The following is a 21,784-nucleotide window of genomic DNA, read 5'->3' as shown; positions in this document are numbered from 1 at the left end:
TCCCCGCTGGGGAAAAGGGGGACCCCCATCGCACCACCAGAGGCAGCGCCGAAATCAATCGTTCAGCCAAAACAACCTCCGTGCTGGCAGCGGGTCTCTTGCCCAGGGTTGGGCTTTTCGCCCGGCACGGAAGGCAGGTCTCCTGGCTCGCGTTATCGGCGACGATCGGGGCGAACCGGAAGCCCGGTCGCCCCTGATCGTGCCAGCGGATCTGCCTCACCTTCCCGGCTGCCTCGGTGAAAAGGTGGACGATTCGTAGAGATAGAGGCGTCCGACCCCGGTTGATCACCATGCATTTCCAGTGGCTTTTCCGGCATGTCGCCATTCCGTCCGCCCGCACGATTGCGGCTAGGCCGGAAGAGGTTCGATGCCGGATGGAAGACCCTGACCGCTCTACAGTCGCGGGGTCGGCTGTGATGAAGGCGCCCGATGTGGGTCCGCCCCGTCACATTCCCTTTTCATCCGGAAGGCGAAAGGCCGATCCGGAACCATCCGTTATTCCTGGGATGGTTAGGCAAGCCGTGGGGTGAAGTCAACCGACCTTTGCAACCACCCCAACTCCAGACTGCGCGAAAGACCGGCCAACACCACTGACCCTACCGGAAATATCGTCTTTTATCAGCGACTTACGTCATGAATATTTGATGTGGTCGTCGGCTTTTCGCCGCAATTGCGTTGCAAGGCGACTGCACCTCCGCCCTTGACCCGGCCTCTCCTCGCCTAGTTGTCTAGCCATGCTTATGAAATTGGATCGCCGCCGCCTGCGCACGCTGCGTGTTTTCTTCGATCCGGGGCGGCTGCGCGCCCTGACACGCCGCAGCGAAGTCGGCCTGTCGCTGGCAGGCGCCATCGTCGGCATCGCCTCGGGTCTTGCCGTGACCGGCATGAGCTATGTCTCCAACCAGCTGCACCAGCTTGTTTTCGGCATCGCCGACAGCGAAAGGCTGAGCGCGTCGGCAATCCAGGACAAGATGCTGCTGCTCAGCGCTCCCGTCATCGGCGGTGCCCTGCTCGGCCTGCTGCTCCTGGTGCTCGCCAAACGGCGCAAGAAACCAATGGTCGACCCGATCGAGGCAAATGCGCTGCATGGCGGCCGCCTCTCCCTGACCGACAGCATCATCGTTGCCGTACAGAATCTGATCTCCAACGGCTTCGGCGCCTCCGTCGGCCTGGAAGCCGGCTATACCCAGCTCGCTGCCGGCATCGCTTCCAAATTCGGCCTGAAGCTGCAGCTGCGCCGCTCGGACTTGCGTATCCTCGTCGGTTGCGGCGCGGCCGGCGCCATCGCCGCCGCCTTCAACGCGCCGCTGACCGGCGCCTTCTACGCCTTCGAGCTGATCATCGGCACCTACACCATCGTGTCGTTGACCCCGGTCGTCGTCTCAGCCCTCGTTTCGACCCTCATCGCGAGATTGCTTGCCGAGGGCGATTTCACCATCGATATCGGCAGCTTCGGCACGGTCGTGCCTGCCGATTATGTGCCGGCGCTGCTGCTCGGCGTCTTCTGCGCCGGCGTTGGCATTCTCCTCATGCAGGGCGTGGCCTTCATCGAGGAGCTGGCGCGCAAAAGCTCGATCGCCACGCCCTTTCGCCCGGCGCTCGGCGGCATCATCGTCGGGCTTCTCGCGATGATCTCGCCGCAGGTCCTTTCGGCGGGGCACGGCGCGCTGCATCTGAACCTCTCCCGCGACGTGGCGATCCCGGCGCTGATCGGTCTCTTCCTCCTGAAATCCCTTGCCTCGGCGATCTCCATCGGCTCCGGCTTCAGGGGCGGGCTGTTCTTCGCCTCACTGTTCATGGGCGCCCTGCTCGGCAAGCTCTTTGCTTATTGCGGCCCCTATTTCGCCAATGCGACATTGACGCCGGTCATTTATGCCGTGGTCGGGATGAGTTCCCTGTCGGTCGCCGTCATTGGCGGGCCGCTGACGATGACCTTCCTGGCGCTCGAAATCACCGGCGATTTCCCGATCACGGCACTGGTTCTTGCCGCCGTCATCACCTCCTCGCTCGTCGTGCGCTCGACCTTCGGCTACTCCTTCGCCACCTGGCGCTTCCATCTGCGTGGGGAAAGCATCCGCAGTGCCCACGATGTTGGCTGGATCCGCAATCTGACTGTGAACAAGCTGATGCGCGCCGACGTGAAGACGGCAAAGGCCGATATCTCGCTGGAAGACTTCAAGAAGGCCTTCCCGATCGGCTCAACCCAACGCGTCATTCTCGTCGAGGAGAACGACAAATATGCCGGTCTCGTGCTGGTGCCTGAGATCTATGCCAACCCGACCGACGTCCAGGACGAGAGCCAGACGCTTGCCGATTTCGTCCGCTACCGCAATGATTTCCTGCAGCCGCAGATGAATGCCAAGCAGGCGGCGGCGATCTTCGACAAGAGCGAAAGCGAAGCGCTCGCCGTCGTCAACAATCTGATCGAGCGCAAGGTGGTGGGACAGCTCAGCGAAAGCCACACGCTGCGCCGCTACAGCGAAGAACTCGACCGGCGCCGCCGCGAGGTGTCGGGCGAGATTTGAGCGAGCCTAAGAAGCGGCGCCGGCAAGCCTGTAAACGTCGGCTCTCTTCGAAACGCCGCGCAGCTCGAAAGCGCCGAGATAGTCGCAGGGCACGGCGCAGGTCGCTGCGAAGCTTTCCGACAGCAGCAGGGGCTGCTCAAGCGTTCCGCACAGCTTTTCAAGCCGCGAAGCCTCGTTGACGGCCCTGCCGATCACCGTGAAGTCCAGCCGGCCTTGGGCGCCGACATTTCCGTAAAAAACCTCGCCGAGATGCAAGACGACATCAATCCCGATATCGGGGCCACCATTCAGCGTCCGTTCGCGATTGAGCTCCTCGTTTGCCCTCAGCAGGTTCTGCGCCGAAGCCAATGCGGCCTTGCAAGCCCTTTGCGGATCCTCGGCGTCCGTCGGAAAGATTGCCAGCACGCTATCGCCCATGAACTTGAGGATCTCGCCGGAATTTTCCTCGACGTGCCGGTCGATCAGTTCGAAGTGCTCGTTGAGAAAGCCGACGATCTCCCCCGGCTGATAGACCTCGGTCAGCGCCGTGAAGTTGCGGAGGTCGGCAAGTAGGATGGCGGCATCGATGGAGCCGCCCATTCCCCTGCGGGTTTCACCGGCAAGGATGCGCGCGCTCGTCCTGGCGCCGGTATAGACGGCGAGGATATCGGTCGCGGTCTTGGAAGCCGCCACACGGTAAACGGCAAGCCCCAGCGCCGGGAACAGTCCGTCGATGATCGCCAGTTGATCATCTGAAAATCCGCCCGGAGAATCGCTCGTCAGAGAGAAACCGAGCCCGCGCAGCGCGACTTCCTTCGGGAACTCGAAAAGATTGACCACATGGTCCGTGCCACCGGCAAGAGCAAATTCGTAGAGCTCGCCATAATGGAGACCCTCGCCTTTAGCCAGGTTCCACCGCCCCGTCTTCTCACCGCGGTTCAGAAGATAGAATATCGGCGTCTTCTCGAAGTTGCGCTCGGTCTCGCTGCCGTGCTCCGCATTCTCGAGAACAGTCTCACCGCCCCGCATGAAATTGGCCGCGATGCCGCGATACATCGGATGCAGGGACGGCATGCGGATGCTTGCCCGCCAGATCGGAAACCCGTCCGCGATCAGCCGTTCACATAGGCCGGCGACGAGATCGCCGATATGCTCGCTGGTGATTCCCTGCTCTATAAGCCACTGGATATGATCTTTAATTTTGGAAACCTCCGCATGAGGATGGGGAACTTGGAATGGGCGTCACCATCGAGGCCGGTGCCTGGAACAACAGGACAGGTGCCGAAAGGGCCTAGCCGCACATACTACTTATTAGCCTGCTTCGCATTGCGATACTACTCCCGCGCGAATTATGTGATAGAGAATTGGATACACAATATAGGTATGTGCCGTGTGGCCCCCTCATCTGCTTGCCGGCATCTTCTCCCCGCCGGGGAGAAGGGAATCGCGGCTATGTCCTGCCCTCTTGAAGCGTTTGCGATAGAAACTAAGGACGGCAACTTGCTCCCCCTCTTCTCCCCATCGGGGTCCGAAGGACGGGTCGAGACCAGTGGCTCGACCCCGGTCGGTGGCCCGCAGGGTCGGATGAGGGGGCTGCACGGCACGCCCTTCATTGCCCTTACACTCAGCAAATTCTTTCCACCCTGCTGCACCTAACTCAGCAACTCACCCAACCACTGCGCATCCAGGCAGCGCTCCAGTTCCCCGGCAACCTCGTCAAGCGCCCGCTCCACGCTCTCACGGTAGTTTTCCTGTCCGCCGGAAAGCCCGAAGCTTTCCAGCAGCCGGGCGCGATAGGCATCGCTCCCGAAGAGCCCGTGCAGATAGGTGCCCATGATCCGCCCATCCGCCGAAACCGCTCCGTCGGGCGCACCGTCGACGATCGCTGAAGGCCTGACACAATCCGGGCCGCGGGTGATGCCGAGATGGATCTGGTAGCCGGAAAGCACCGCGTCATATTCGGTCGAGCGGGCATGGCTGTTGCGAACGGTCTTCTCAGGCGCCATCTCGGTTTCGACGTCGAGAAGCCCGAGCCCCGGCGTCTCGCTCGTGCCGCCCTCGATACCGCGCGGGTCATGCACCATGCGGCCGAGCATCTGATAGCCGCCGCAGATGCCGATCACCCGCCCGCCGCGCCGGACATGCGCCGCAAGATCGCGGTCCCAGCCTTGAACTCTGAAATCGGCGAGGTCCGCTATCGTCGATTTCGACCCTGGAAGAATGACGAGGCTCGCATCGGCAGGCAACCGTTCGCCCCCTCGGACGAAGACCAGCTCGACATCCGCCTCCGCCCTCAGCGGATCGAGATCGTCGAAATTGGCGATGCGCGGCAGCACCGGCACGGCGATCTTCAGCGCCCCGGCACCGCCTCTCGCCAGCCGCTCGAGCACGACCGAGTCTTCGGCCGGCAGACGCCCGGCAGCCTGCAGCCACGGCACTACGCCGAAGCAGGGCCAGCCGGTGAAGCCTTCGATGGCGCGGATGCCGTCGTCGAACAGCGAGATGTCGCCGCGAAATTTGTTGATGAGATAGCCCGCGATCATCGCTCGATCGCCCTCGTCGAGGATGACCTTGGTGCCGACCAGCGAGGCGATGACGCCGCCCCGGTCGATATCGCCGACAAGCACGACGGGCACACCCGCTCTCGTCGCGAAGCCCATATTGGCGATGTCGCCGGCCCTGAGATTGATCTCTGCCGGCGAGCCGGCACCCTCGACGACGATGAGATCGGCGCCGGCAGACACCTTTTCGAAGCTTTCGACCACGGCGCCGAGCAATTGCGGCTTCAGCCGCTGATAATCCCGCCCCTTCGCCTGTCCGAACACCCTGCCCTGCACGATGATCTGGCTACCGCTTTCCGATTGCGGCTTGAGCAGCACCGGGTTCATATGCACCGAGGACGGCGTGCGGGCGGCGAGCGACTGCAGCCATTGCGCCCGGCCAATCTCGCCGCCGTCATCGGCAACCGCCGCGTTGTTCGACATGTTCTGAGGCTTGAACGGCCGCACGGCGAGCCCGGCATTGGCCGCCAGCCGGCAGAGACCCGCCACCAACACCGTCTTGCCGACATCCGAGCCGGTTCCCTGCAGCATGATCGCTCTTGCCATGGCGGCCGCCTTTCCCTAGAGCATCGCGCTTCCGAAAATCGGCTCAGATTTTCGGGCCGATGCACTAGCCGGAGGCCTACAATGGCCGCCGATCCCGGGTCAAGGCTTCGGACATCCTCGCGAACGCGCGAAAACCGCGCATGGCCTTGGCTCTGCGCGGTTTGCCGAAAACTCAGGCGTCTTCGCCCCTACACGGCGAAGCTCGCTTTCTCCGGTACGCACTACCTGAACCGGAGAAGCAGCGGTCGTTGCCGCCACGCCCCAACTGATAACGGCACATTCTTACCGGAGAGTTATTGAAGGCTTACGCAAATGTTAATTTTGACTTTTTTTGATCTGCTCGGCGAAATTTCCATCACCACTGCGCCGGCGTTCGCAGACAGCGTCCATTTTCGATCCGGGGAAATTTCAGCCGTGAACTATATTCTTCGAATTCAATAATTTAGTACCGCAATCACGAGCAGAAGACGGTTGATTTCTGCGAGCGAACGCGTAGGCTTCGACAAAATATGCCATTGAAATATGGTCTGCGACGCGTTGCCGGAGCCGGTCGGACGGCGTCCGTGAACGGGAAACGCCTGTTGCGGCATCGCCGCCAGGTGAATCTCGGCAGCGCGTTGCCTAAGAACAATTCGGGGAAGACGATGAAGACGCTTTTGATTTCGGCCGTCTTTGCCGCGGCTCTTTTTAGCGCGACCGCGCCGGCCGAAGCCGCCGAGTGCGGCAAAGTTTCGATCGCCGAGATGAAATGGGCCTCGGCCGGCATTGCCGCAAACTTCGACAAGATCATCCTGGAAAAGGGCTACGGCTGCTCCGTCACCATCGTCGACGGCGACACCCTTCCGACCTTCGCCTCGATGAACGAGAAAGGCACCCCCGATATCGCTTCGGAATACTGGATCAATTCCGTCAGGGCCCTGCTCGATCAGGCCGTCAACACCGGGCGGCTGGTGCAGGGCGCCGAGATACTCGCCGATGGCGCGGTCGAGGGTTGGTTTATCCCGAAATTCATTGCCGACGCCAATCCCGATATTCGCTCGGTCGAGGACGCGCTGAAGCATCCCGAGCTTTTCCCTGCCGAGGATGATCCGTCGAAAGGCGCAGTTTACAACTGTCCCGCCGACTGGAGCTGCCAGATATCGACCACCAACCTCTTCAAGGCCCTCGCCGCCGACAAAAAAGGCTTCGAACTTGTCGAGACCGGCAGTCCCCAGCGGCTCGACGCCTCGATCGCCCGAGCTTTCGATAAGAAGATCGGCTGGCTCGGTTATTACTGGGCGCCGACCGCCATCCTCGGCAAATACGACATGACGCGGCTGAGCTTCGGCGTCAGTCACAACAAGGCCGAATGGGACCGCTGCACTGCGGTTGCCGGCTGTATCAGGCCTGAGCTCAATTCCTATCCGGTCTCGCGCGCCTTCACGCTGATGACCAGGTCTTTCGCCAGCCGCGCCGGACCTGTCACGACCTATCTCAAGACCCGCAAATGGGACAATGAGACGATCAACCAGGTGCTCGCCTGGCAGGATGAAAATCGCGAAAGCAACGAGGATGCCGCGATCTATTTCCTGCGCAATTACGAGAAGCTTTGGATGAAATGGGTGCCGGTCGATGTAGCCGAAAAAGTCAAAGCGAGCTTATAACGGCAGATGGCGCCAAGGACCGGACGATTCGAATGACAGGCAACGTTCCCTTTCCCGACCGCGATACCGTTGCGGAAAAGCTCGCCGCGCTGTCGGAAGCCGATAAATCATATCTGGCCCTGCTCATGGAAAATGCCGCTCAGGACGACAACCTGCTCGACGGCCTGCGGCGCCATCTCGACCTTGCCGCGAAGTCGCATTTCCTGAACTCGCTGAAGCTTGAAAATCTTGGATTGTGGCTTGGGGCCGAGGCGCCGGATCGCCTGCAGATACGGCTGATGGAAACCGCTCGTTCAAGCCAGCATCCCGCCTACCAAGCCTTCCGGACCGGTCTTAGCCGATCCGGCGGCCTCGAAAAGGCATATCCTCCGGTGCCTTGATCCGGCCTCGGATGGCCTTTCAGTCCGGCAAAGCTGCCGGCCGATTACTTCCTCGCAGCGCGGTCGACAGAGCGGCCGGCATCCTGAGTGGCGTTGACGGCGTTCGCCGTATCTTTTCCCATGCCGCGGATCGTGTTGCCGCAGGAGGAAAGAGCAAGAAGAACCATGAAGGCTGCGGCAATTTTGGCCGTTGTCGTCATTTCGAATATCCTTGTTTGAAATCAACCCCGAACGGCACTCATGCCATCCGCGCCGATAACGCACAAGGGAACAAAAGGTTCAGCGACCGAGAGAGGTCCTCAGGCGGCGACGGCCTTCGCTCTTTCGGCAAAAGCACTGCGGATGCTGTCGGCCACCGTCTCGATCGGTCCCGACATCTGCGAGGCGGTCAGCAGGCGGATGTCGAAGGAACCGAGCTCCGGCAGCCCTTCCTGCAGGCCGAGAATCGACATGTCCTCGCTGACATAGGAGAGCGGCAGCGGCGCGATGGCGAGATCGGAGAGCACGGCGGCGCGTTGCGCCATCGTATGGCCGCTGAGATAGGCGACGCGATAAGGCCGTTTGTTGCGTTCGAGCTGGGCAAGTGCCTCCTGCCGCCAGATGCAGCCATCTTCCCAGATCGAAATCGGCAGGGGATCGCGCCGATGCGCCGAACCGCACCTTGCGCCGGCCCAGACCAGCCGCTCGCGGAACACCACTTCGCCACCGGTCGGAAACGGCCGAGTCGCGCAGTTGATCAGCGCCAGGTCGAGCCTCTGCTCCTCCATGCGCTTCTTCAGCCCGACACTCATGTCGATCGTCACGTCCACCATGATGCCGGGATAACTTTCGGCAAAACTCTTGAGGATTCTCGGCAGCAGCCGCTCGCCGATATCTTCCGGCGCGCCGAGCCTGACGACACCGGTGAGCTCCGGCATGATGAAACGCGACACCGCCTCGTTCGACAGCGCCAGGATGTTGCGGGCATAGGAGAGCAGCATTTCGCCATGGCGCGTCAGCGTCACCGAACGGGCATCGCGCAAAAAAAGCGTCGCCCCGAGCTGCTCCTCGAGCTTCTTGATCTGCATGGAAACCGCCGAAGGCGTGCGGAACACCGCTTCGGCGGCGGTGGAAAAATTGCCCGTCTCGGCAATGGCGACGAAGGTGCGCAGCACATCGTTGTCAAGCAAAGGAATGGGACGGCGAAAGGGAAGGCTCATCGTCACATCTTTCAATTTTTCTGATCTTTAACCGCATATCATTTTGTTTGATTGAATGTCAATCGCTCCCCATAGTCTGCGTATCGGAACTGATGCAGCAAAGGAGACTGGACATGGCGCAATCAAGCAGCTGGAATATCCTACAGGCCGTTTCCGCATTCAAGTCACGACGGCGCAGGGATGCGAACCACGAACATGCGCTCCGGGAATTGAAGCGATTTCCGTCGCATCTGCTGGCTGACTGCCAGCGTGAAATGGAGTTGCCGCTCCTTAACGTCACCGCCCGACCAAAGCGGGGTCTGAGACTCGTGGAAACGCGCGCATAATGCGGATCTTTGGCTCGGATCTGACATGCGCCGGGCCGATGGCCTCACACGGCGATCGGCTCACATCCCGCCTATCAGCTTGAAGGCGACAATCCACATCGTCGCAGCGACGAGCGTCTCGAGCATCCGCCAGGAGGCCGGCCTGGAAAAGATCGGCCGCAGCCGCTTCGCGCCATATCCGAGCGCAAAGAAAAAGAGGAAGGAGCCGGTCACGGCGCCTGCGGCAAAGGAAGCCTGCTGCCCCGGATAGCGCGTCGATATCGTGCCGAGCAGCACAACCGTGTCGAGATAGACATGCGGATTAAGCCAGGTCAGCGCGAGGCAGGTCGCAAGCGTCCGGGAAAAGCTTATCGTTTCAGCTTCCGTAGCTGTGAGCACAGCGGACGACCGTAAGGCGGAATAAAGGCTCTTGGCTCCGTACCAAGCCAGAAACGCGGCTCCCCCGTAGCGCATGACCGGATCGAGCCAGGGCAGCAATCCGGCAATCTGCCGGAGGCTGGTCACGCCGAGCAAAATCAGTACGGCGTCGGACAGCGCGCAGGTGAGGCAGACGGCGAGGACATGTTCATTGCGCAGGCCCTGGCGAAGGATGAAGGCATCCTGCGCGCCGATCGCGACGATCAGGCTGAGGCCCATCATCAGGCCCGTGACATAAATCGAAAAATTCATCGTTTCGGCAACCGCTCTCAGCTTCGATGCAGTTGCGGTATCGCCTGAAGTTGGATTAGTCTAATTAATCTGTCTTATCCTGATTAAGCGAAACTAATCCATGCTCGATTATCCCGCTCTTCGCGCCGTTGCAACCGTCGTCCAGACCGGCAGCTTCGAAAGGGCGGCGACCGTGTTGAACGTGACACCGTCGGCTGTCTCGCAGCGGGTGAAGCAGCTCGAAGAACGCCTCGGCGTCATCCTGATCGCCAGGGGCACCCCTTGTACGGCGACCGAAAAGGGAGAATGGCTCTGTCGTCACATCGAGAATGTCGGCATGCTGGAGGCCGAGCTTTTCGGGCAGCTGCCGGCTCTCGTCGATTCCGACGAGCCACGCCAAAGGGTCACGCTACAGATCGCAACCAACGCCGACAGCCTCGGCACATGGTTCGTGGAGGCGATGTCGAATTTTTCCAAAACCTCGTCCTATCTGTTGAATGTCGCCGTCGACGACCAGGATCACACCGCCGAATGGCTGCAGCGCGGACGGGTGATCGCAGCCGTCACCAGTCTGGAGAGGCCGATCCGGGGATGCCGGCGTTTCGCGCTTGGCACTCTTCGTTACAATGCCACCGCAACACCCGATTTTGTCGCCCGTCACTTCCCGGACGGCGTGACATCGGAGGCGATCCGCAACGCTCCGGCCCTGACCTTCAATCAAAAGGACAGGCTTCAGAGCAGTTGGGTAAGGCAAACCTTCGGCCAAGATCTGGACTACCCCACACATTGGCTGCCCTCGCCGCAAAGCTTTGTCGAAGCCACCCTTTCCGGCATGGGATGGGGAATGAACCCGACCCAGCTCACCCGCGATCATCTCGCATCGGGGCGGCTCGTCGAACTTGTTGCCGACACGCCGCTGGACGTCCCACTCTACTGGCAGATAAACCGCCTCGCCGCCGACCGCCTGGCGGAGTTGACGCGCGAAGTCGTCGCCGTGGCGAAGCGCCGTCTCTAATTGCCGTCAGGCATGCCTCGCCTCCAGGCTTCGCCCCGGCAGAGGGATTTAGTCGGTTGGAGCGATCACACATAGGCCGTGCGGCTGCCGAACTCGCTGGTTTCGTCGAAATTCTTGGTGCCGATCCGCTGGCTTTCGCCCGAAAGTTCTTTCGGAGCTTCGCCGACGGGCTTCGATGCGGCAGACGACTGAGTTTCGCTGCTCTCGCTGGATTCGAGCTTGGCAATCTTGGCTTCCAGCGTCTCGATCGATTTTTCGATCGTCGCCTTTTCCTGCTCGTCTTGCGTCTGCGACAGGGCTGCCTGCTGTTCGGCAAGTTGCGCCTCAAGAGAGGCAAGTTGTTCAGATGAACCGGAAGACGAGGTCGAAGCGGCTGAACTCAGGATGGTGGATGCAGAACTGGAAATTGGACTGACCATGAACATGACCTTCGATGACGGAACGTCACCTTCTAGTCCACGGCGAGTAAACGTCCGATAAATAAAGTACCAGGCGGTACCGTTTTTTGTGAAAATAGTCTTAGCGTTCCGAACTCGGCAAATTTTGACGATCTTCTCTAGGAAATGGCGATAACCTCCAGCTCCTGGCCGCCTGTCTCCACCACATCGCCGACAGCCTTGCCCATCAGCAGCCGCGCCACCGGAGAGACGTAGGAAATCGATCCCGCCTTGGGATCTGCTTCGTCTTCTCCGACGAGCCGATAAGTCTGCACGCGCCCGTCGTCGCGGCTGAAAGTGACCGTATTACCAAAGGCAACCACGTCGGCTGACGGTGGGTCAGGCATGAGCTGGGCCGTGCGAAGTCTGGCCGATAAGTATCGGAGATCACGTAAAGGATTGGCACCCTGGCGCCGCCGTTCGTTTATGTCTTCGATGGTGCTCGTCGCATCATAGGCCGCGCGCGCCTGCTGAAACTGCAGTTCGAGAGCCCTCAATCCCGCTTCCGTGACGAGGTTGGGATGCGGCGAAATTGGCCGGTCCGGCAACAGGGTTTCCGAAGCGGTTTCGAAACTCTCTTCCTTGGTGAAGGCGACGGCCAATCAATGACTCCGTTTTAGACGCTACGCGCTCTTATGGTTAGTGGGGATTGTCCCATCCGGAACCATACACCGAAGGCTGACAAACTGCCAATCTTGCCCTGTTGCAAACGCCAACGGCCCTGGCGTTCCGGGAACGTCCGGGCCGACATTGCGTTTATCTCATCCGGATGCACTGTAGCGCAGGAGGAACGAATGCCCGGCCGGCAGCGAAAGAGCGGCAACACAGTCAGGATCAGACCATGCCTTCATTCCTGACGGATGCGATGCCGCTGACGCCAAGCTGGTGGGAGATCGCCTTACGGATCATACTGACGGTGGTCGCGGGCGGCCTCATCGGCCTCGATCGCGAGCGCGGTGGTCACCCGGCGGGCTTCAGGACCACGATCCTGGTGGCTCTTGCCGCCTGCCTGGCGATGATCCAGGCAAACCTCCTTCTATCGACCTACGGAAAAACTTTTAGTTATTTCACGCAGATGGACGTGCTGCGCTTTCCCCTGGGCGTACTGACGGGCGTCGGCTTTATCGGCGGCGGCGCGATCCTGAGGCGTGGAGACACGATGACCGGCGTCACCACGGCCGCGACCATGTGGTTCATGACCGTCGTCGGTCTCTGCTTCGGCGGCGGCCAGGTCCTGACCGGGACGGTGGCGACCGCCGTCGCCTTCATCGTCTTGTCGCCGATGAAGCAGCTGGATATGTGGCTGCGTTGCGAACAGAAGGCAACACTCGTCATTCACAGTTCCGAAGCCGAGCTGCCGGAATTGTCGGAGGTGCTTGGGCCGCTGGGTTGCACTGCCCAGTTCGTTTCTTTCGGGCAGACCAGCGAGGGCCGCCCTGGTGTCACGTTCGAACTGCGCTGGATGGCCAAAGACCGTGACGGCTCCGCCCGCGCGATTTTCGATGCCCTTTCAGAGGCCTATCACGTCGCAGGATTTTCCATGCTTTCGACCTAGACGTAGGTCTCGCGGGCTCTGACATAGGTCTCGCGGGCTCTTGCCCGATCATTTGGAGACATGCTCGGGTTTGCGCTTGGTCTTGGTCGACGCGAATTCCTCCAGCTGTTTTTCACTCATGGATTCTTCCATCTGCTTCGAAGCGCCCCTGAGTTCCTTCTTGGGCGTCTCTCCGCGTTTGGCTGAAAGTGCGGCACCTGCCGCCTTCTGCTGGGCCTTGGATTTGGCTGGCATTTCGATCTCCTCTCGTCCGGACGAGGAATGGGGCTCCTTGCGGGACGGGGCTGCGGCCTGAGCCGCAGCCCCTCACTCCTCAATTGATTGTGGCCCACTGGCTGCGGACATCCCGGGCATTCTTCGACAGGTGAACATGGGCGTCGACGTGATCGACCCAATCGAGCGGAATCAGATGATGTTTGCCGTCCTCCGAGTCGGTTTTCGTCAGCTTGATGCGGGTCGGACCGTCAAGCTGATCCACCGTTCCAACGTGAGCGCCGTCGGCAGCCCGCACTTCCATATGTTCACGGATCTGATCTGCGGAAATCATCGTTTCCTCCTTTGCATCATTGGCAGTTACCAAGCGCCAACGATGGGGAGCGGAGTTGGTTCCAAGCCATCTTGCCGTGAACCGTATTGTGACTGTCGGCACAAGATCCGAGGCAACGAAATTGGCACGGCTATGCGATTGAAGATTCACTTTTCAGCTGACCTTACCTCAGGAACGACGGTGTCATCGAGGGTACCCTCGAATGGGGAGAACCCCTCCCGCGGCATGCAACTCCTCGACGGTATCGACGTCGATGAGAGCCGCCTCGCCGATTTCCACCTCGACGCGGGGTACGTCATGACCGTCAATCAAGCGGCGCGCGCCGACATCACCTTCGAGACCCTGAATGGCATCCAGCAAAAGACGGGGAAGGATCACCGGGTTGCCCGGCGATCCATTCGCAACGGCGCGCACCACATGAGCGCCGCCGTTCCTGCGAAAAGCATCGATGAGCATGTCGAGATGCCGATCGGTTATCGCAGGCATGTCGGCAAGCGTTATCACGATGCCGTCGGGCCTATCCTTTTGCGCACGCGCCGCTCCGAGCCGCAAGGATGCCGCCATGCCCGATGCATAGTCCTCGTTGCGCACCACCTCGACCGGCAGATCACCGATCGCCTCAAGCACGTCGTCGTGCCTGTAGCCGGTGACGACGTAAACGCGGGAACACTGGCAGGCCAACGCGTTGAGGACGGACTTTCGAACCAGAGGGACGCCGTCGAAAGTCGCAAGCAGTTTGTGATCCTCTCCTTTGCCCATTCGACTTGATCTCCCTGCCGCCAGGATAACGACGGCAACCTGGAGAGCTGGAATGATCCCGGCAGCCATCAGCCGTATGCCGACAAGCGGCTGGCAGCGACATCGGCAAGCACCGACAAGGCAAGCGAACTTGCATCCCTCGTCGGCCCGAAAAAGCCGATGGGCGCTTTTATCCGGTCGATCTCGGACGGTGACCAGCCGAGGTCGCGAAGCCGATCTTGCCGCCGTTTGTGCGTGCGAGTGCTGCCGAGTGCGCCGATATAGAATGCGGCCGAACGCATGGCGGTGCCGAGGATCTGCTCCTCGGCATCAAGGTCATGATGCAGCATGACCACTGCCGTAAATTCATCGATCGCGTCAGCGAGGTCACGCCCGGATCCGTTTCGCATAACGACGTCGTATCCGGACGCTCTCGCCACAGCGGCTACCGCCTCCGCCTCGATGGTTTCTCCGGAAACCACGATCCGCGTCCGAGGACGATAAACGGTAACGAAGTCCTCGCCGTACCAGCCCGAGCGGGCTGGAGGTTCCGCTCCCTCGACGCGCTGGCGGCTTGGTGAATATCGGAGTGCGGCCGCCCCACGCGATTCGAGAGTATCAAGCACACTGTGGATTTGCCCGAGCCCGCGCATGACATGGATGACGATCGTGACGCCTCCGCCGCAGGGCAGGACAATGTCAAAGTATGGCGAACCGTCGCCATACTTGATCACGCGGTCGCGCCCCTCGGCAATCGCCTTGATTGCCTCGGATGCGACTGCTGCCTCGACGCATCCGCCGGAGACGTATCCGCAATACCTCCCGTCCGAGGATACTGCGACCTGTGATCCGAGCGCCCGCGCCGCCCCTCCCCGGATTTCGACGAGCGTCGCGAGGGCAACCTCGCCGCCGTCGTTTGCGACAGCGGCGAGGAAGGACAAAATCTCCCCAGGATCGTCGGTCGAGGCTGCCCGGACCGGTGTAGGGAGAAAAAGCGCGGTCTGTATCATGCGATCGCCCTAGGCAACGTCGGGCAGTCCGCCGATCAGCTTGTCAAGCGTGATCGGGTAGTGCCGAACCCTGATGCCCGTGGCATTGTGGATCGCGTTGGCGACCGCAGCGGACACGCCGCAGAGACCGAGTTCGCCGACGCCCTTGGCCTTCATCGGCGACGACATCGGATCCGCCTCGTCCATGAAGATCACCTCCTGGTGCGGGATATCCGCATGGACCGGAACTTCGTATCCTGCAAGGTCATGATTGACGAAGAACCCATGGCGAGTATCGACGGCAAGCTCTTCCGAGAGTGCCCCACCGGCTCCCATCGTCATCGCACCGATGACCTGGCTGCGGGCAGTAATCGGATTGAGGATTCGGCCGGCGGCACAGACAGCGAGCATTCGGCGGATCCTTGTCTCACCTGTCGCAACGTCAACGCCGACTTCGACGAAGTGTGCGCCGAAGGTCGACTGCTGATGCGTCTTCGTCAGATCGCCCCAGTTCATCGTATCTTCGCCGACAAGTCCTTCATCGCCGGCCGCCTCGGCCAGAGGCACGGTGCGGCTGCCGGAGCGGACCTGGCCGTTCTCGAACACGACGTCGTCGGAGTTGAAACCGAGCTTGCCGGCGACTGCCTCGCGAAGCTTGACGCACGCGGCGTAGACACCCGACGTCGATGAGTTTGCGCCGAACTGCCCGCCGGAGCCCGCCGACACAGGGAAGCGGGAGTCACCAAGCTGCACGGCGACCTTGTCCACGCCGACCCCCATCATCTCCGCAGCGGTCTGCGCGATGATCGTATAGCTGCCGGTCCCGATGTCGGTCATGTCGGTCTCGACGGTGACGACGCCCTCGCGGTCGAGCTTCACGCGTGCGCCGGACGGCAATACGAGGTTGTTGCGGAAGGCGGCGGCGACACCCATGCCGACCAGCCAGTTTCCTTCCCTGCGCGACCCGATCTTTGGTCGTTGGCTCCACCCGAATCGTTCTGCTCCGAGTGTCAGGCAGCCGTTCAGATTGCGCTGCGAGAACGGACGCTCCGGCTTCTCCGGATCGACCTGGGTGTCGTTGATAATCCGGAACTGGATCGGATCCATGCCGAGCTTCTCGGCCATCTCGTCGATCGCTATCTCAAGCGCCATAAGCCCGGGCGCTTCGCCGGGCGCACGCATCGCATTGCCTTCAGGAAGATCCAGCGTCGCAAGCCGCATCGCGGTCATCCGGTTGGCTCCTGCATAAAGCAGCCGCGTCTGGTTCACCGCCGTTTCCGGCCCGCCGCCCGGAAGATCTCCCGACCAGCTTTCATGCGCGATCGCCGTGATCTTCCCATCGCGGTCAGCGCCGATGCGGATTCGCTGTCTCGTCGCAGGTCTGTGAGTTGTGTTGTTCGCCATGAACGGCCGCGGCAGGGCCACCTTGACCGGACGTCCGACGGCCTTGGCGCCGAAGGCGGCGAGAACAGCGTCGGCCCGCAGGAAAAGCTTGCCGCCAAATCCGCCGCCGACAAACGGCGACATCAGGTGGATCTTCTGCTTGTCGATGCCGAGCGTCGTTGCGAGGTCGCTACGCCACCAGTCGATCATCTGGCTCGACGTCCACACGGTGAGCTCGTCTCCTTCCCAGAGCGCGATCGAGGCGTGCGGCTCCATCATCGAATGGGACTGGTCCGGCGTCGTGTAGGTCTCATCGAGAGTGACGGGCGCGGATTTGAATGCGCCGTCGAAGTCGCCGACAGCAGTATCGGGCTCCTGCGACTCGTGAGGCTTGACCGCCGAACCCATGGCGGCGGCGAGGTCGAAGGCGCCAGGCTGCTTTTCGTAATCGACCTTGACGAGGGCCGCGGCAGCACGCGCCTCTTCGAAAGAATGGGCCACCACCACGGCGATCGCCTGATGATAGTGCAGGATCTCGTCGCCGCCGAACAGCTTCGCGGTATTGAACCTTCCCTTGCCGAGGTCGCCTACGTCAAGCGTCGTCACAACCGAGAGTACGCCGGGCGCCCTTTTGGCGGCAGTGACTTCAATGGATTTGATCTTTCCCTTAGCGATCGATGCGCCGACCGGATATCCGTAGACATAGGGAACATTGGCGTCGTGCCACTCGTAGGCATATATCGCCCTTCCCGTCGTCTTGAGCTGACCGTCGATTCGGTGGATCGGCTGTCCGACCACCTTGAGTTGGTCGATCGGATTTGTGGTCGCTGGCGTGTTGAACTCCATGGCTCACCCCCTTGCTTCTGCGATGACCGCGCCGAGAGTGCGCTCGACAAGTTCGACCTTGAAACGGTTCTGCTCGGTGGGCCGAGACCCTGCCATCAGTCCGCTCGCGACAACCTTCGCTCCATTCGGAAGATCGGCCTCCGCGTCCTCCACCCGCCACGGCTCGTGGGCGACGCCTCCCAGGGCGACCCTTCCCTTCCCGTCTGGCTGAATGATCGCCCCGACGGAGACAAGCGCGAAGGCGTAGGAAGCCCGGTCGCGGACCTTTCGGTAGATGTGCTTTCCGCCGAGCGGCGGTGGAAGCACGACACTCGTGATGATTTCGCCTCTCTCGAGGACATTCTCGATATGCGGCGTGTCTCCGGGCAGGCGATAGAATTCGGCGATCGGAATCGACCGTGCCTCGCCGCCGGCCTTGACCGTTTCGACCACGGCGTTGAGAACACGCATCGCGATCGCCATGTCGCTCGGATGGGTGGCGATGCAGGATTCGCTCGCCCCAACCACGGCATGCTGTCGGCTGAACCCGCCGATGGCGGAGCAGCCGCTGCCCGGCTGCCGTTTGTTGCAGGGCTGATTGGTGTCGTAAAAATACGGACAGCGCGTGCGTTGCAGAAGGTTCCCGGCAGTTGTCGCCTTGTTGCGGAGCTGCCCCGAGGCACCTGCGACAAGTGCACGAGAAAGCAGACCGTAGTCCCGCCGGATGGTTTCGTTGGCGGCAAGGTCGGTATTGCGCACGAGCGCTCCGATACGAACGCCGCCTTCCGTCGTCGGCTCGATCTTGTCCATGCCGAGGCCGTTGACATCGATCAGATGGGTCGGCGTTTCGATCTCGAGCTTCATCAGGTCGAGAAGGTTCGTCCCGCCCGCGATGAACTTCGCTTCCGGATTGGCGGCAGCCGCTTTGGCCGCCGCTTTGATTGTAGAGGGTCGCTCGAAGGTGAAGGCTCTCATGCTTTGATCCCCGCGACTTCAGAGATGGCGTCCAGGATGTTCGAGTAAGCGCCGCAGCGACAGATGTTGCCGCTCATGCGCTCGCGGATCTCGGCGGCGGTCAGCTGTGCCTGCGCAGTCAGATCCCCGGTGACATGGCTTGGAATGTTGGCCTTGATCTCCTCGAGGACGGCGACCGACGAACAGATTTGGCCGGGCGTACAATAGCCGCACTGAAATCCGTCATGCTTCACGAAGGCGGCCTGCATGGGATGAAGATCGCCTGGCTTCCCCAGTCCCTCGATGGTGGTGATCTCGTCTCCATCGTGCATGACTGCAAGCGTCAGACAGGAGTTGATACGGCGACCTTCGACCATGACCGTGCATGCACCGCACTGGCCGTGGTCGCACCCCTTCTTGGTTCCTGTCAGGTGCAGATGCTCGCGGAGGGCGTCGAGCAAGGTGGTGCGGTTGTCGACTTCGATTTCGTGCCGCTCGCCATTGACCGCAAGCGAGACCGACGTTGAATGCTTCATCGTGTCTCCGGACGGTTGGGCAGCCGCGCTACCTCTCGCAGTCCCCGTGACGACGACCGTGGCGGCCGACGAGATAAGCAAATCTCGGCGGGAAAGTTCCAGTTGACTGTGGTTCGGCATGTCCGCTCCGTTGGGATTTATCGGGAGTGAGGGGCAAGGCCCGAAAGCTCAGCGCCGCGCTAGGACGTAGTGCATCTGCTCAAGAAGATTAGGTGCCGTTCGTCGCTAAGACCTATCTGTCAGGTTCATAAATCCGTGAAGTCGGCCTCGCCGCCGACGCGCAGCGAGACGTTCGATTTATGAACCTGGAGTGTAAGCGCACGTCGTTTCGCAAGGTCGCCAGCTGTCCTCATTCCCGACAGGTGGGAGCCGTGAGGCCATTATCGGAAGGCGCCGAGATCATTCAATATCGTTGATGCTATCCATAAGCTCTATTCGTTTGAATGATAGGTCGACGAAGCCCATATTAACAGCGTGGACATGGACGAGCCTCCCATCGACGACCATGCCCCTGACCCAGGAAAGGAACTGGATAATGACCACGCTCACCTATCGGGGTGGTGGCAAGACCCTCACCTCCGGCGAAGGCCGCTTTGATCTGGGCCATTACGCCCACAAGCTCGTGCTTGCCTGGACACGCTGGCGGACCGCCCGTGAAATCGAAGCCATGCCGTTTGACGTCCGCAAGGATATCGGCTGGCCGAGCACCGACGACAGCAAACACCGGACCATGTAATGAATGCGACATTCCTCCTGAGATGAGGGCGGCGTCTGCCTCGCGCAACGCCGCCTTTTTCCTGCCCGCCGTGCCGTTCCCAGCCGTCTTCAGCCCTGAATTTCAGTCGCCTATAAGCCTGTTTTCTGCTCCGACCGGCGATATGACCGGTCAAATTCCGGTCAATGTCGCATATTTGCTCTTCCCGGCCGCATTTTTCCATGCCACTGTCGCTTTTAGGACATCGGCGCGACGCATTCCGCGCAACGAATATGTCATCGCCCCTCGAGCATGGATTTCGCTATGAACAGGATGCAGATCAAGAAGCGCTCACTGGTCTTCTTTATGGTACCGCAATTCACCATGCTGCCCTTTTCGGCAGCGGTGGACACCTTGCGCATCGCCAACCGCATGCTCGGCTATCAGGCCTATACCTGGCGGCTCGCGTCGGTCGACGGAGAGAAGGTCTATTCCTCCTGCGGCATCGGCATCGAGGCAAATTCCTCGCTTGCCGAGGAACGCCGGCATCTGGGCGGCGAAAACCGTCCCGGCATGGTGCTCGTCTGTTCCGGCATCGATATCGAGGAATTCAACAACAAATCCGTTAATGCCTGGCTGCGTGAATGCTACAATCGCGGCGTCGCTGTCGGGAGCCTCTGTACGGGCGCGCATGTGCTTGCGCAGGCCGGTCTTCTGAACGGCAAGCGCTGCGCCATCCACTGGGAGAACCTGCCCGGCTTTTCCGAAGCCTTTCCGCAGGCGGAGGTCTATGCCGACCTCTACGAGGTCGACGGCAATCTCTATACCTGCGCCGGCGGCACCGCCTCGCTCGACATGATGCTGAACCTGATCGGCGAGGATTTCGGCGAAAGCCTCGTCAACCGCATCTGCGAACAGCACCTGACCGACCGCGTGCGCAACCCGCACGACCGCCAGCGCCTGCCGCTGCGCGCCCGTCTCGGCGTGCAGAACGCCAAGGTCCTGTCGATTATCGAGCTGATGGAAGGCAATCTCGCCGAGCCGCTGTCGCTGATCGAGATCGCCGATGGCGCCGGCCTCTCCCGCCGCCAGATCGAGCGGCTGTTCCGCCAGGAGATGGGCCGTTCGCCGGCCCGCTACTATCTGGAAATTCGCCTTGACCGTGCGCGACACCTGCTGGTGCAGTCCTCGATGCCCGTCGTCGAGGTCGCCGTCGCCTGCGGCTTCGTCTCGGCCTCGCATTTCTCCAAGTGTTATCGCGAACTCTACCACCGCTCGCCACAGCAGGAACGCGCCGAGCGCAAGATGACCATGGCGACGGCAAGACAGGCTGTTGCGGCTTGAGCTTCGACTACTCGTTCGTGGTGCTCAGCTTGCGCCGAGCATCTGCCTCCGCGCGAGAGGACGTGTTATTCGAGAGCGGTCGAAGGTCGGAGACGGCGCGGCATATCCTCTTCTCTCCAGCGGGGAGAAGGTGGCGGCAGCCGGATGAGGGGGCCACACGGACCAGCCTTTCCATCGTAACCTATCCCGGCACGCGGGCGGAAATCCCTGGCCGTTGTGCCATAGGCATTGTTGAAGACCGGCGCCGCGGCGCCCTCATCCGCCCTACGGGCACCTTCTTGGATGAGAAAAATATAGGATATTGATGCTTGCCGGGCGGGTGGCCGCCCGCCCGGCAGCTGGTTGTCGGATCGTCACCTTCTTAGCCGTTTTGGGGCTGTGGGGAGCAGGATCGCAACCGGCTCTTCATCTGGCCCGTGTGGTTGCAGGAACCTTGGGGTTCGTATCCAAGACAGGGACGACGAAGGTGACCGATAATAGCATGATCTGTGCCGGAATCGATGTCGGCAAAAGCCATCTCGACATTGCCCTCCATCCCAGCAAGGGAAGGCTGAGGGTCACTTATGACCCCGACGGCTTGAAGGTGCTTGATGCCTTTCTTCAAGAGCATGACGTCAGCCGCATCGGCTTCGAAGCCTCTGGCGGCTACGAATGGCGGCTGCTGGCGCATCTGCGGGCCGGCAAGCGGCCAGCGGCGCGTCTACAGCCGGCGCAACTGCGATTCTTCGCCAAGAGCCGGCTCAAGCGGGCCAAGAACGATCGGCTCGATGCCGCACTGATTGCGCTCTTCACGGCAAGTCTGGAGCAGTTGCCGGCGCTGCCGGATGCACGCTTCGACAAGTTGGCCGTCGAACTGACCTATCTGGAACAGATCGAGCAGCAGATCGCGCTGGTCAAGACCTTTGCCGAGACCGCATTGTCGGAGGCGATCAAACGCCGTCACCTGCGCGAGGTCGCCCG

The 21,784-nt window shown here is 61.2% G+C and carries 23 protein-coding genes and 1 riboswitch; of the genes, 9 read left to right on the top strand and 14 right to left on the bottom strand.

The genetic code is table 11. The annotated features are described in order from the left end of the window. Window positions 1-114 precede the first annotated feature (114 nt). Window positions 115-508, bottom strand: a riboswitch (cobalamin riboswitch). A gap of 226 nt (window positions 509-734) precedes the next feature. After that, window positions 735-2,525: a chloride channel protein gene (locus QWJ46_RS12645; protein ID WP_302751428.1), complete on the top strand. Its 1,791-nt coding sequence runs from the start codon at window positions 735-737 to the stop codon at window positions 2,523-2,525. A 6-nt stretch (window positions 2,526-2,531) separates the two neighbouring features. On the opposite strand, the gene QWJ46_RS12640 is transcribed toward QWJ46_RS12645, so the two are convergent. Both QWJ46_RS12640 and QWJ46_RS12635 read right to left on the bottom strand, forming a co-directional pair. Then, entirely contained in the window at window positions 2,532-3,704 is a 1,173-nt protein-coding gene (locus QWJ46_RS12640) for an adenylate/guanylate cyclase domain-containing protein (RefSeq protein ID WP_368046083.1), read from the bottom strand. 452 nt (window positions 3,705-4,156) lie between these two features. Next, window positions 4,157-5,611, bottom strand: coding sequence for a cobyric acid synthase (locus QWJ46_RS12635; RefSeq protein WP_302751426.1), 1,455 nt, complete (start codon window positions 5,609-5,611; stop codon window positions 4,157-4,159). A 644-nt stretch (window positions 5,612-6,255) separates the two neighbouring features. On the opposite strand from QWJ46_RS12635, the gene QWJ46_RS12630 reads away from it, so the two are divergent. After that, window positions 6,256-7,254 (top strand): glycine betaine ABC transporter substrate-binding protein, encoded by a 999-nt coding sequence (locus tag QWJ46_RS12630; protein ID WP_302751424.1) that lies wholly within the window; start codon window positions 6,256-6,258, stop codon window positions 7,252-7,254. 32 nt (window positions 7,255-7,286) lie between these two features. After that, window positions 7,287-7,634, top strand: a complete 348-nt coding sequence (locus QWJ46_RS12625) for a hypothetical protein (protein WP_184457836.1) — start codon at window positions 7,287-7,289, stop codon at window positions 7,632-7,634. A 44-nt stretch (window positions 7,635-7,678) separates the two neighbouring features. Here the strand turns inward: QWJ46_RS12625 and QWJ46_RS12620 are convergent, their stop codons facing one another. Together QWJ46_RS12620 and QWJ46_RS12615 are read right to left on the bottom strand one after the other, a co-directional pair. After that, window positions 7,679-7,834, bottom strand: coding sequence for an entericidin A/B family lipoprotein (locus tag QWJ46_RS12620; RefSeq protein WP_011425752.1), 156 nt, complete (start codon window positions 7,832-7,834; stop codon window positions 7,679-7,681). A 99-nt stretch (window positions 7,835-7,933) separates the two neighbouring features. Next, window positions 7,934-8,833, bottom strand: a complete 900-nt coding sequence (locus QWJ46_RS12615; protein ID WP_184457834.1) for a LysR family transcriptional regulator — start codon at window positions 8,831-8,833, stop codon at window positions 7,934-7,936. 113 nt (window positions 8,834-8,946) lie between these two features. Between QWJ46_RS12615 and QWJ46_RS12610 the strand changes: the two genes are divergently transcribed. Next, entirely contained in the window at window positions 8,947-9,159 is a 213-nt protein-coding gene (locus QWJ46_RS12610) for a hypothetical protein (protein WP_302751419.1), read from the top strand. 60 nt (window positions 9,160-9,219) lie between these two features. Here the strand turns inward: QWJ46_RS12610 and QWJ46_RS12605 are convergent, their stop codons facing one another. Continuing rightward, on the bottom strand, window positions 9,220-9,828 hold the full coding sequence (locus QWJ46_RS12605) for a LysE/ArgO family amino acid transporter (RefSeq protein ID WP_302751418.1): 609 nt from the start codon (window positions 9,826-9,828) through the stop codon (window positions 9,220-9,222). A 100-nt stretch (window positions 9,829-9,928) separates the two neighbouring features. On the opposite strand from QWJ46_RS12605, the gene QWJ46_RS12600 reads away from it, so the two are divergent. Beyond that, window positions 9,929-10,822 (top strand): LysR family transcriptional regulator ArgP, encoded by an 894-nt coding sequence (locus QWJ46_RS12600; protein WP_302751417.1) that lies wholly within the window; start codon window positions 9,929-9,931, stop codon window positions 10,820-10,822. 65 nt (window positions 10,823-10,887) lie between these two features. Here QWJ46_RS12600 and QWJ46_RS12595 read toward each other — a convergent pair whose 3' ends face one another. Together QWJ46_RS12595 and greA are read right to left on the bottom strand one after the other, a co-directional pair. After that, window positions 10,888-11,247, bottom strand: a complete 360-nt coding sequence (locus QWJ46_RS12595) for a hypothetical protein (protein ID WP_368046082.1) — start codon at window positions 11,245-11,247, stop codon at window positions 10,888-10,890. A gap of 131 nt (window positions 11,248-11,378) precedes the next feature. After that, window positions 11,379-11,861, bottom strand: coding sequence for a transcription elongation factor GreA (greA, locus tag QWJ46_RS12590; RefSeq protein ID WP_184457826.1), 483 nt, complete (start codon window positions 11,859-11,861; stop codon window positions 11,379-11,381). A gap of 239 nt (window positions 11,862-12,100) precedes the next feature. On the opposite strand from greA, the gene QWJ46_RS12585 reads away from it, so the two are divergent. Further along, window positions 12,101-12,814 carry an MgtC/SapB family protein gene (locus QWJ46_RS12585; protein WP_302751415.1) on the top strand — a complete coding sequence of 238 codons (714 nt, stop codon included), beginning with the start codon at window positions 12,101-12,103 and terminating at the stop codon, window positions 12,812-12,814. A gap of 48 nt (window positions 12,815-12,862) precedes the next feature. Here the strand turns inward: QWJ46_RS12585 and QWJ46_RS12580 are convergent, their stop codons facing one another. From QWJ46_RS12580 to paoA, 7 genes are all read right to left on the bottom strand, one after another. Then, window positions 12,863-13,048, bottom strand: coding sequence for a DUF3008 family protein (locus tag QWJ46_RS12580; protein ID WP_302751414.1), 186 nt, complete (start codon window positions 13,046-13,048; stop codon window positions 12,863-12,865). A 79-nt stretch (window positions 13,049-13,127) separates the two neighbouring features. Then, the gene (locus QWJ46_RS12575) at window positions 13,128-13,361 is read right to left on the bottom strand and encodes a DUF2171 domain-containing protein (RefSeq protein WP_184457822.1); all 234 of its coding nucleotides are present in this window, start codon (window positions 13,359-13,361) and stop codon (window positions 13,128-13,130) included. A 183-nt stretch (window positions 13,362-13,544) separates the two neighbouring features. Further along, window positions 13,545-14,189: a nucleotidyltransferase family protein gene (locus tag QWJ46_RS12570; RefSeq protein ID WP_302751412.1), complete on the bottom strand. Its 645-nt coding sequence runs from the start codon at window positions 14,187-14,189 to the stop codon at window positions 13,545-13,547. Beyond that, entirely contained in the window at window positions 14,189-15,109 is a 921-nt protein-coding gene (locus tag QWJ46_RS12565) for an XdhC family protein (protein WP_302751411.1), read from the bottom strand. Before QWJ46_RS12565 ends, QWJ46_RS12570 begins: the two co-directional genes overlap by 1 nt. A 9-nt stretch (window positions 15,110-15,118) precedes the next feature. Next, window positions 15,119-17,317, bottom strand: coding sequence for an aldehyde oxidoreductase molybdenum-binding subunit PaoC (paoC, locus tag QWJ46_RS12560; protein WP_302751410.1), 2,199 nt, complete (start codon window positions 17,315-17,317; stop codon window positions 15,119-15,121). 3 nt (window positions 17,318-17,320) lie between these two features. Next, a complete protein-coding gene (locus QWJ46_RS12555; RefSeq protein ID WP_302751409.1) occupies window positions 17,321-18,271 on the bottom strand; it encodes a xanthine dehydrogenase family protein subunit M in 951 nt (316 codons plus the stop codon). Continuing rightward, the gene (gene paoA, locus QWJ46_RS12550) at window positions 18,268-18,906 is read right to left on the bottom strand and encodes an aldehyde dehydrogenase iron-sulfur subunit PaoA (RefSeq protein WP_302751408.1); all 639 of its coding nucleotides are present in this window, start codon (window positions 18,904-18,906) and stop codon (window positions 18,268-18,270) included. The genes QWJ46_RS12555 and paoA overlap by 4 nt, the downstream gene beginning before the upstream one ends. Window positions 18,907-19,321: 415 nt before the next feature. Here paoA and QWJ46_RS12545 point away from each other — a divergent pair, with 415 nt between their 5' ends. From QWJ46_RS12545 to QWJ46_RS12525, 3 genes are all read left to right on the top strand, one after another. Further along, window positions 19,322-19,522, top strand: coding sequence for a hypothetical protein (locus tag QWJ46_RS12545; protein ID WP_064803254.1), 201 nt, complete (start codon window positions 19,322-19,324; stop codon window positions 19,520-19,522). 282 nt (window positions 19,523-19,804) lie between these two features. Then, on the top strand, window positions 19,805-20,824 hold the full coding sequence (locus tag QWJ46_RS31260) for a GlxA family transcriptional regulator (protein ID WP_041678677.1): 1,020 nt from the start codon (window positions 19,805-19,807) through the stop codon (window positions 20,822-20,824). Window positions 20,825-21,290: 466 nt separating this feature from the next. Next, window positions 21,291-21,784: transposase (locus QWJ46_RS12525; RefSeq protein WP_302751407.1), on the top strand; the 494-nt coding region annotated here is incomplete at its 3' end.

The organism is Rhizobium sp. CBN3, assembly GCF_030518245.1.
In the GTDB taxonomy this organism is placed as follows: Bacteria; Pseudomonadota; Alphaproteobacteria; order Rhizobiales; family Rhizobiaceae; genus Rhizobium; species Rhizobium aethiopicum_A.
This window is presented reverse-complemented; position numbering and strand designations above follow the sequence as displayed.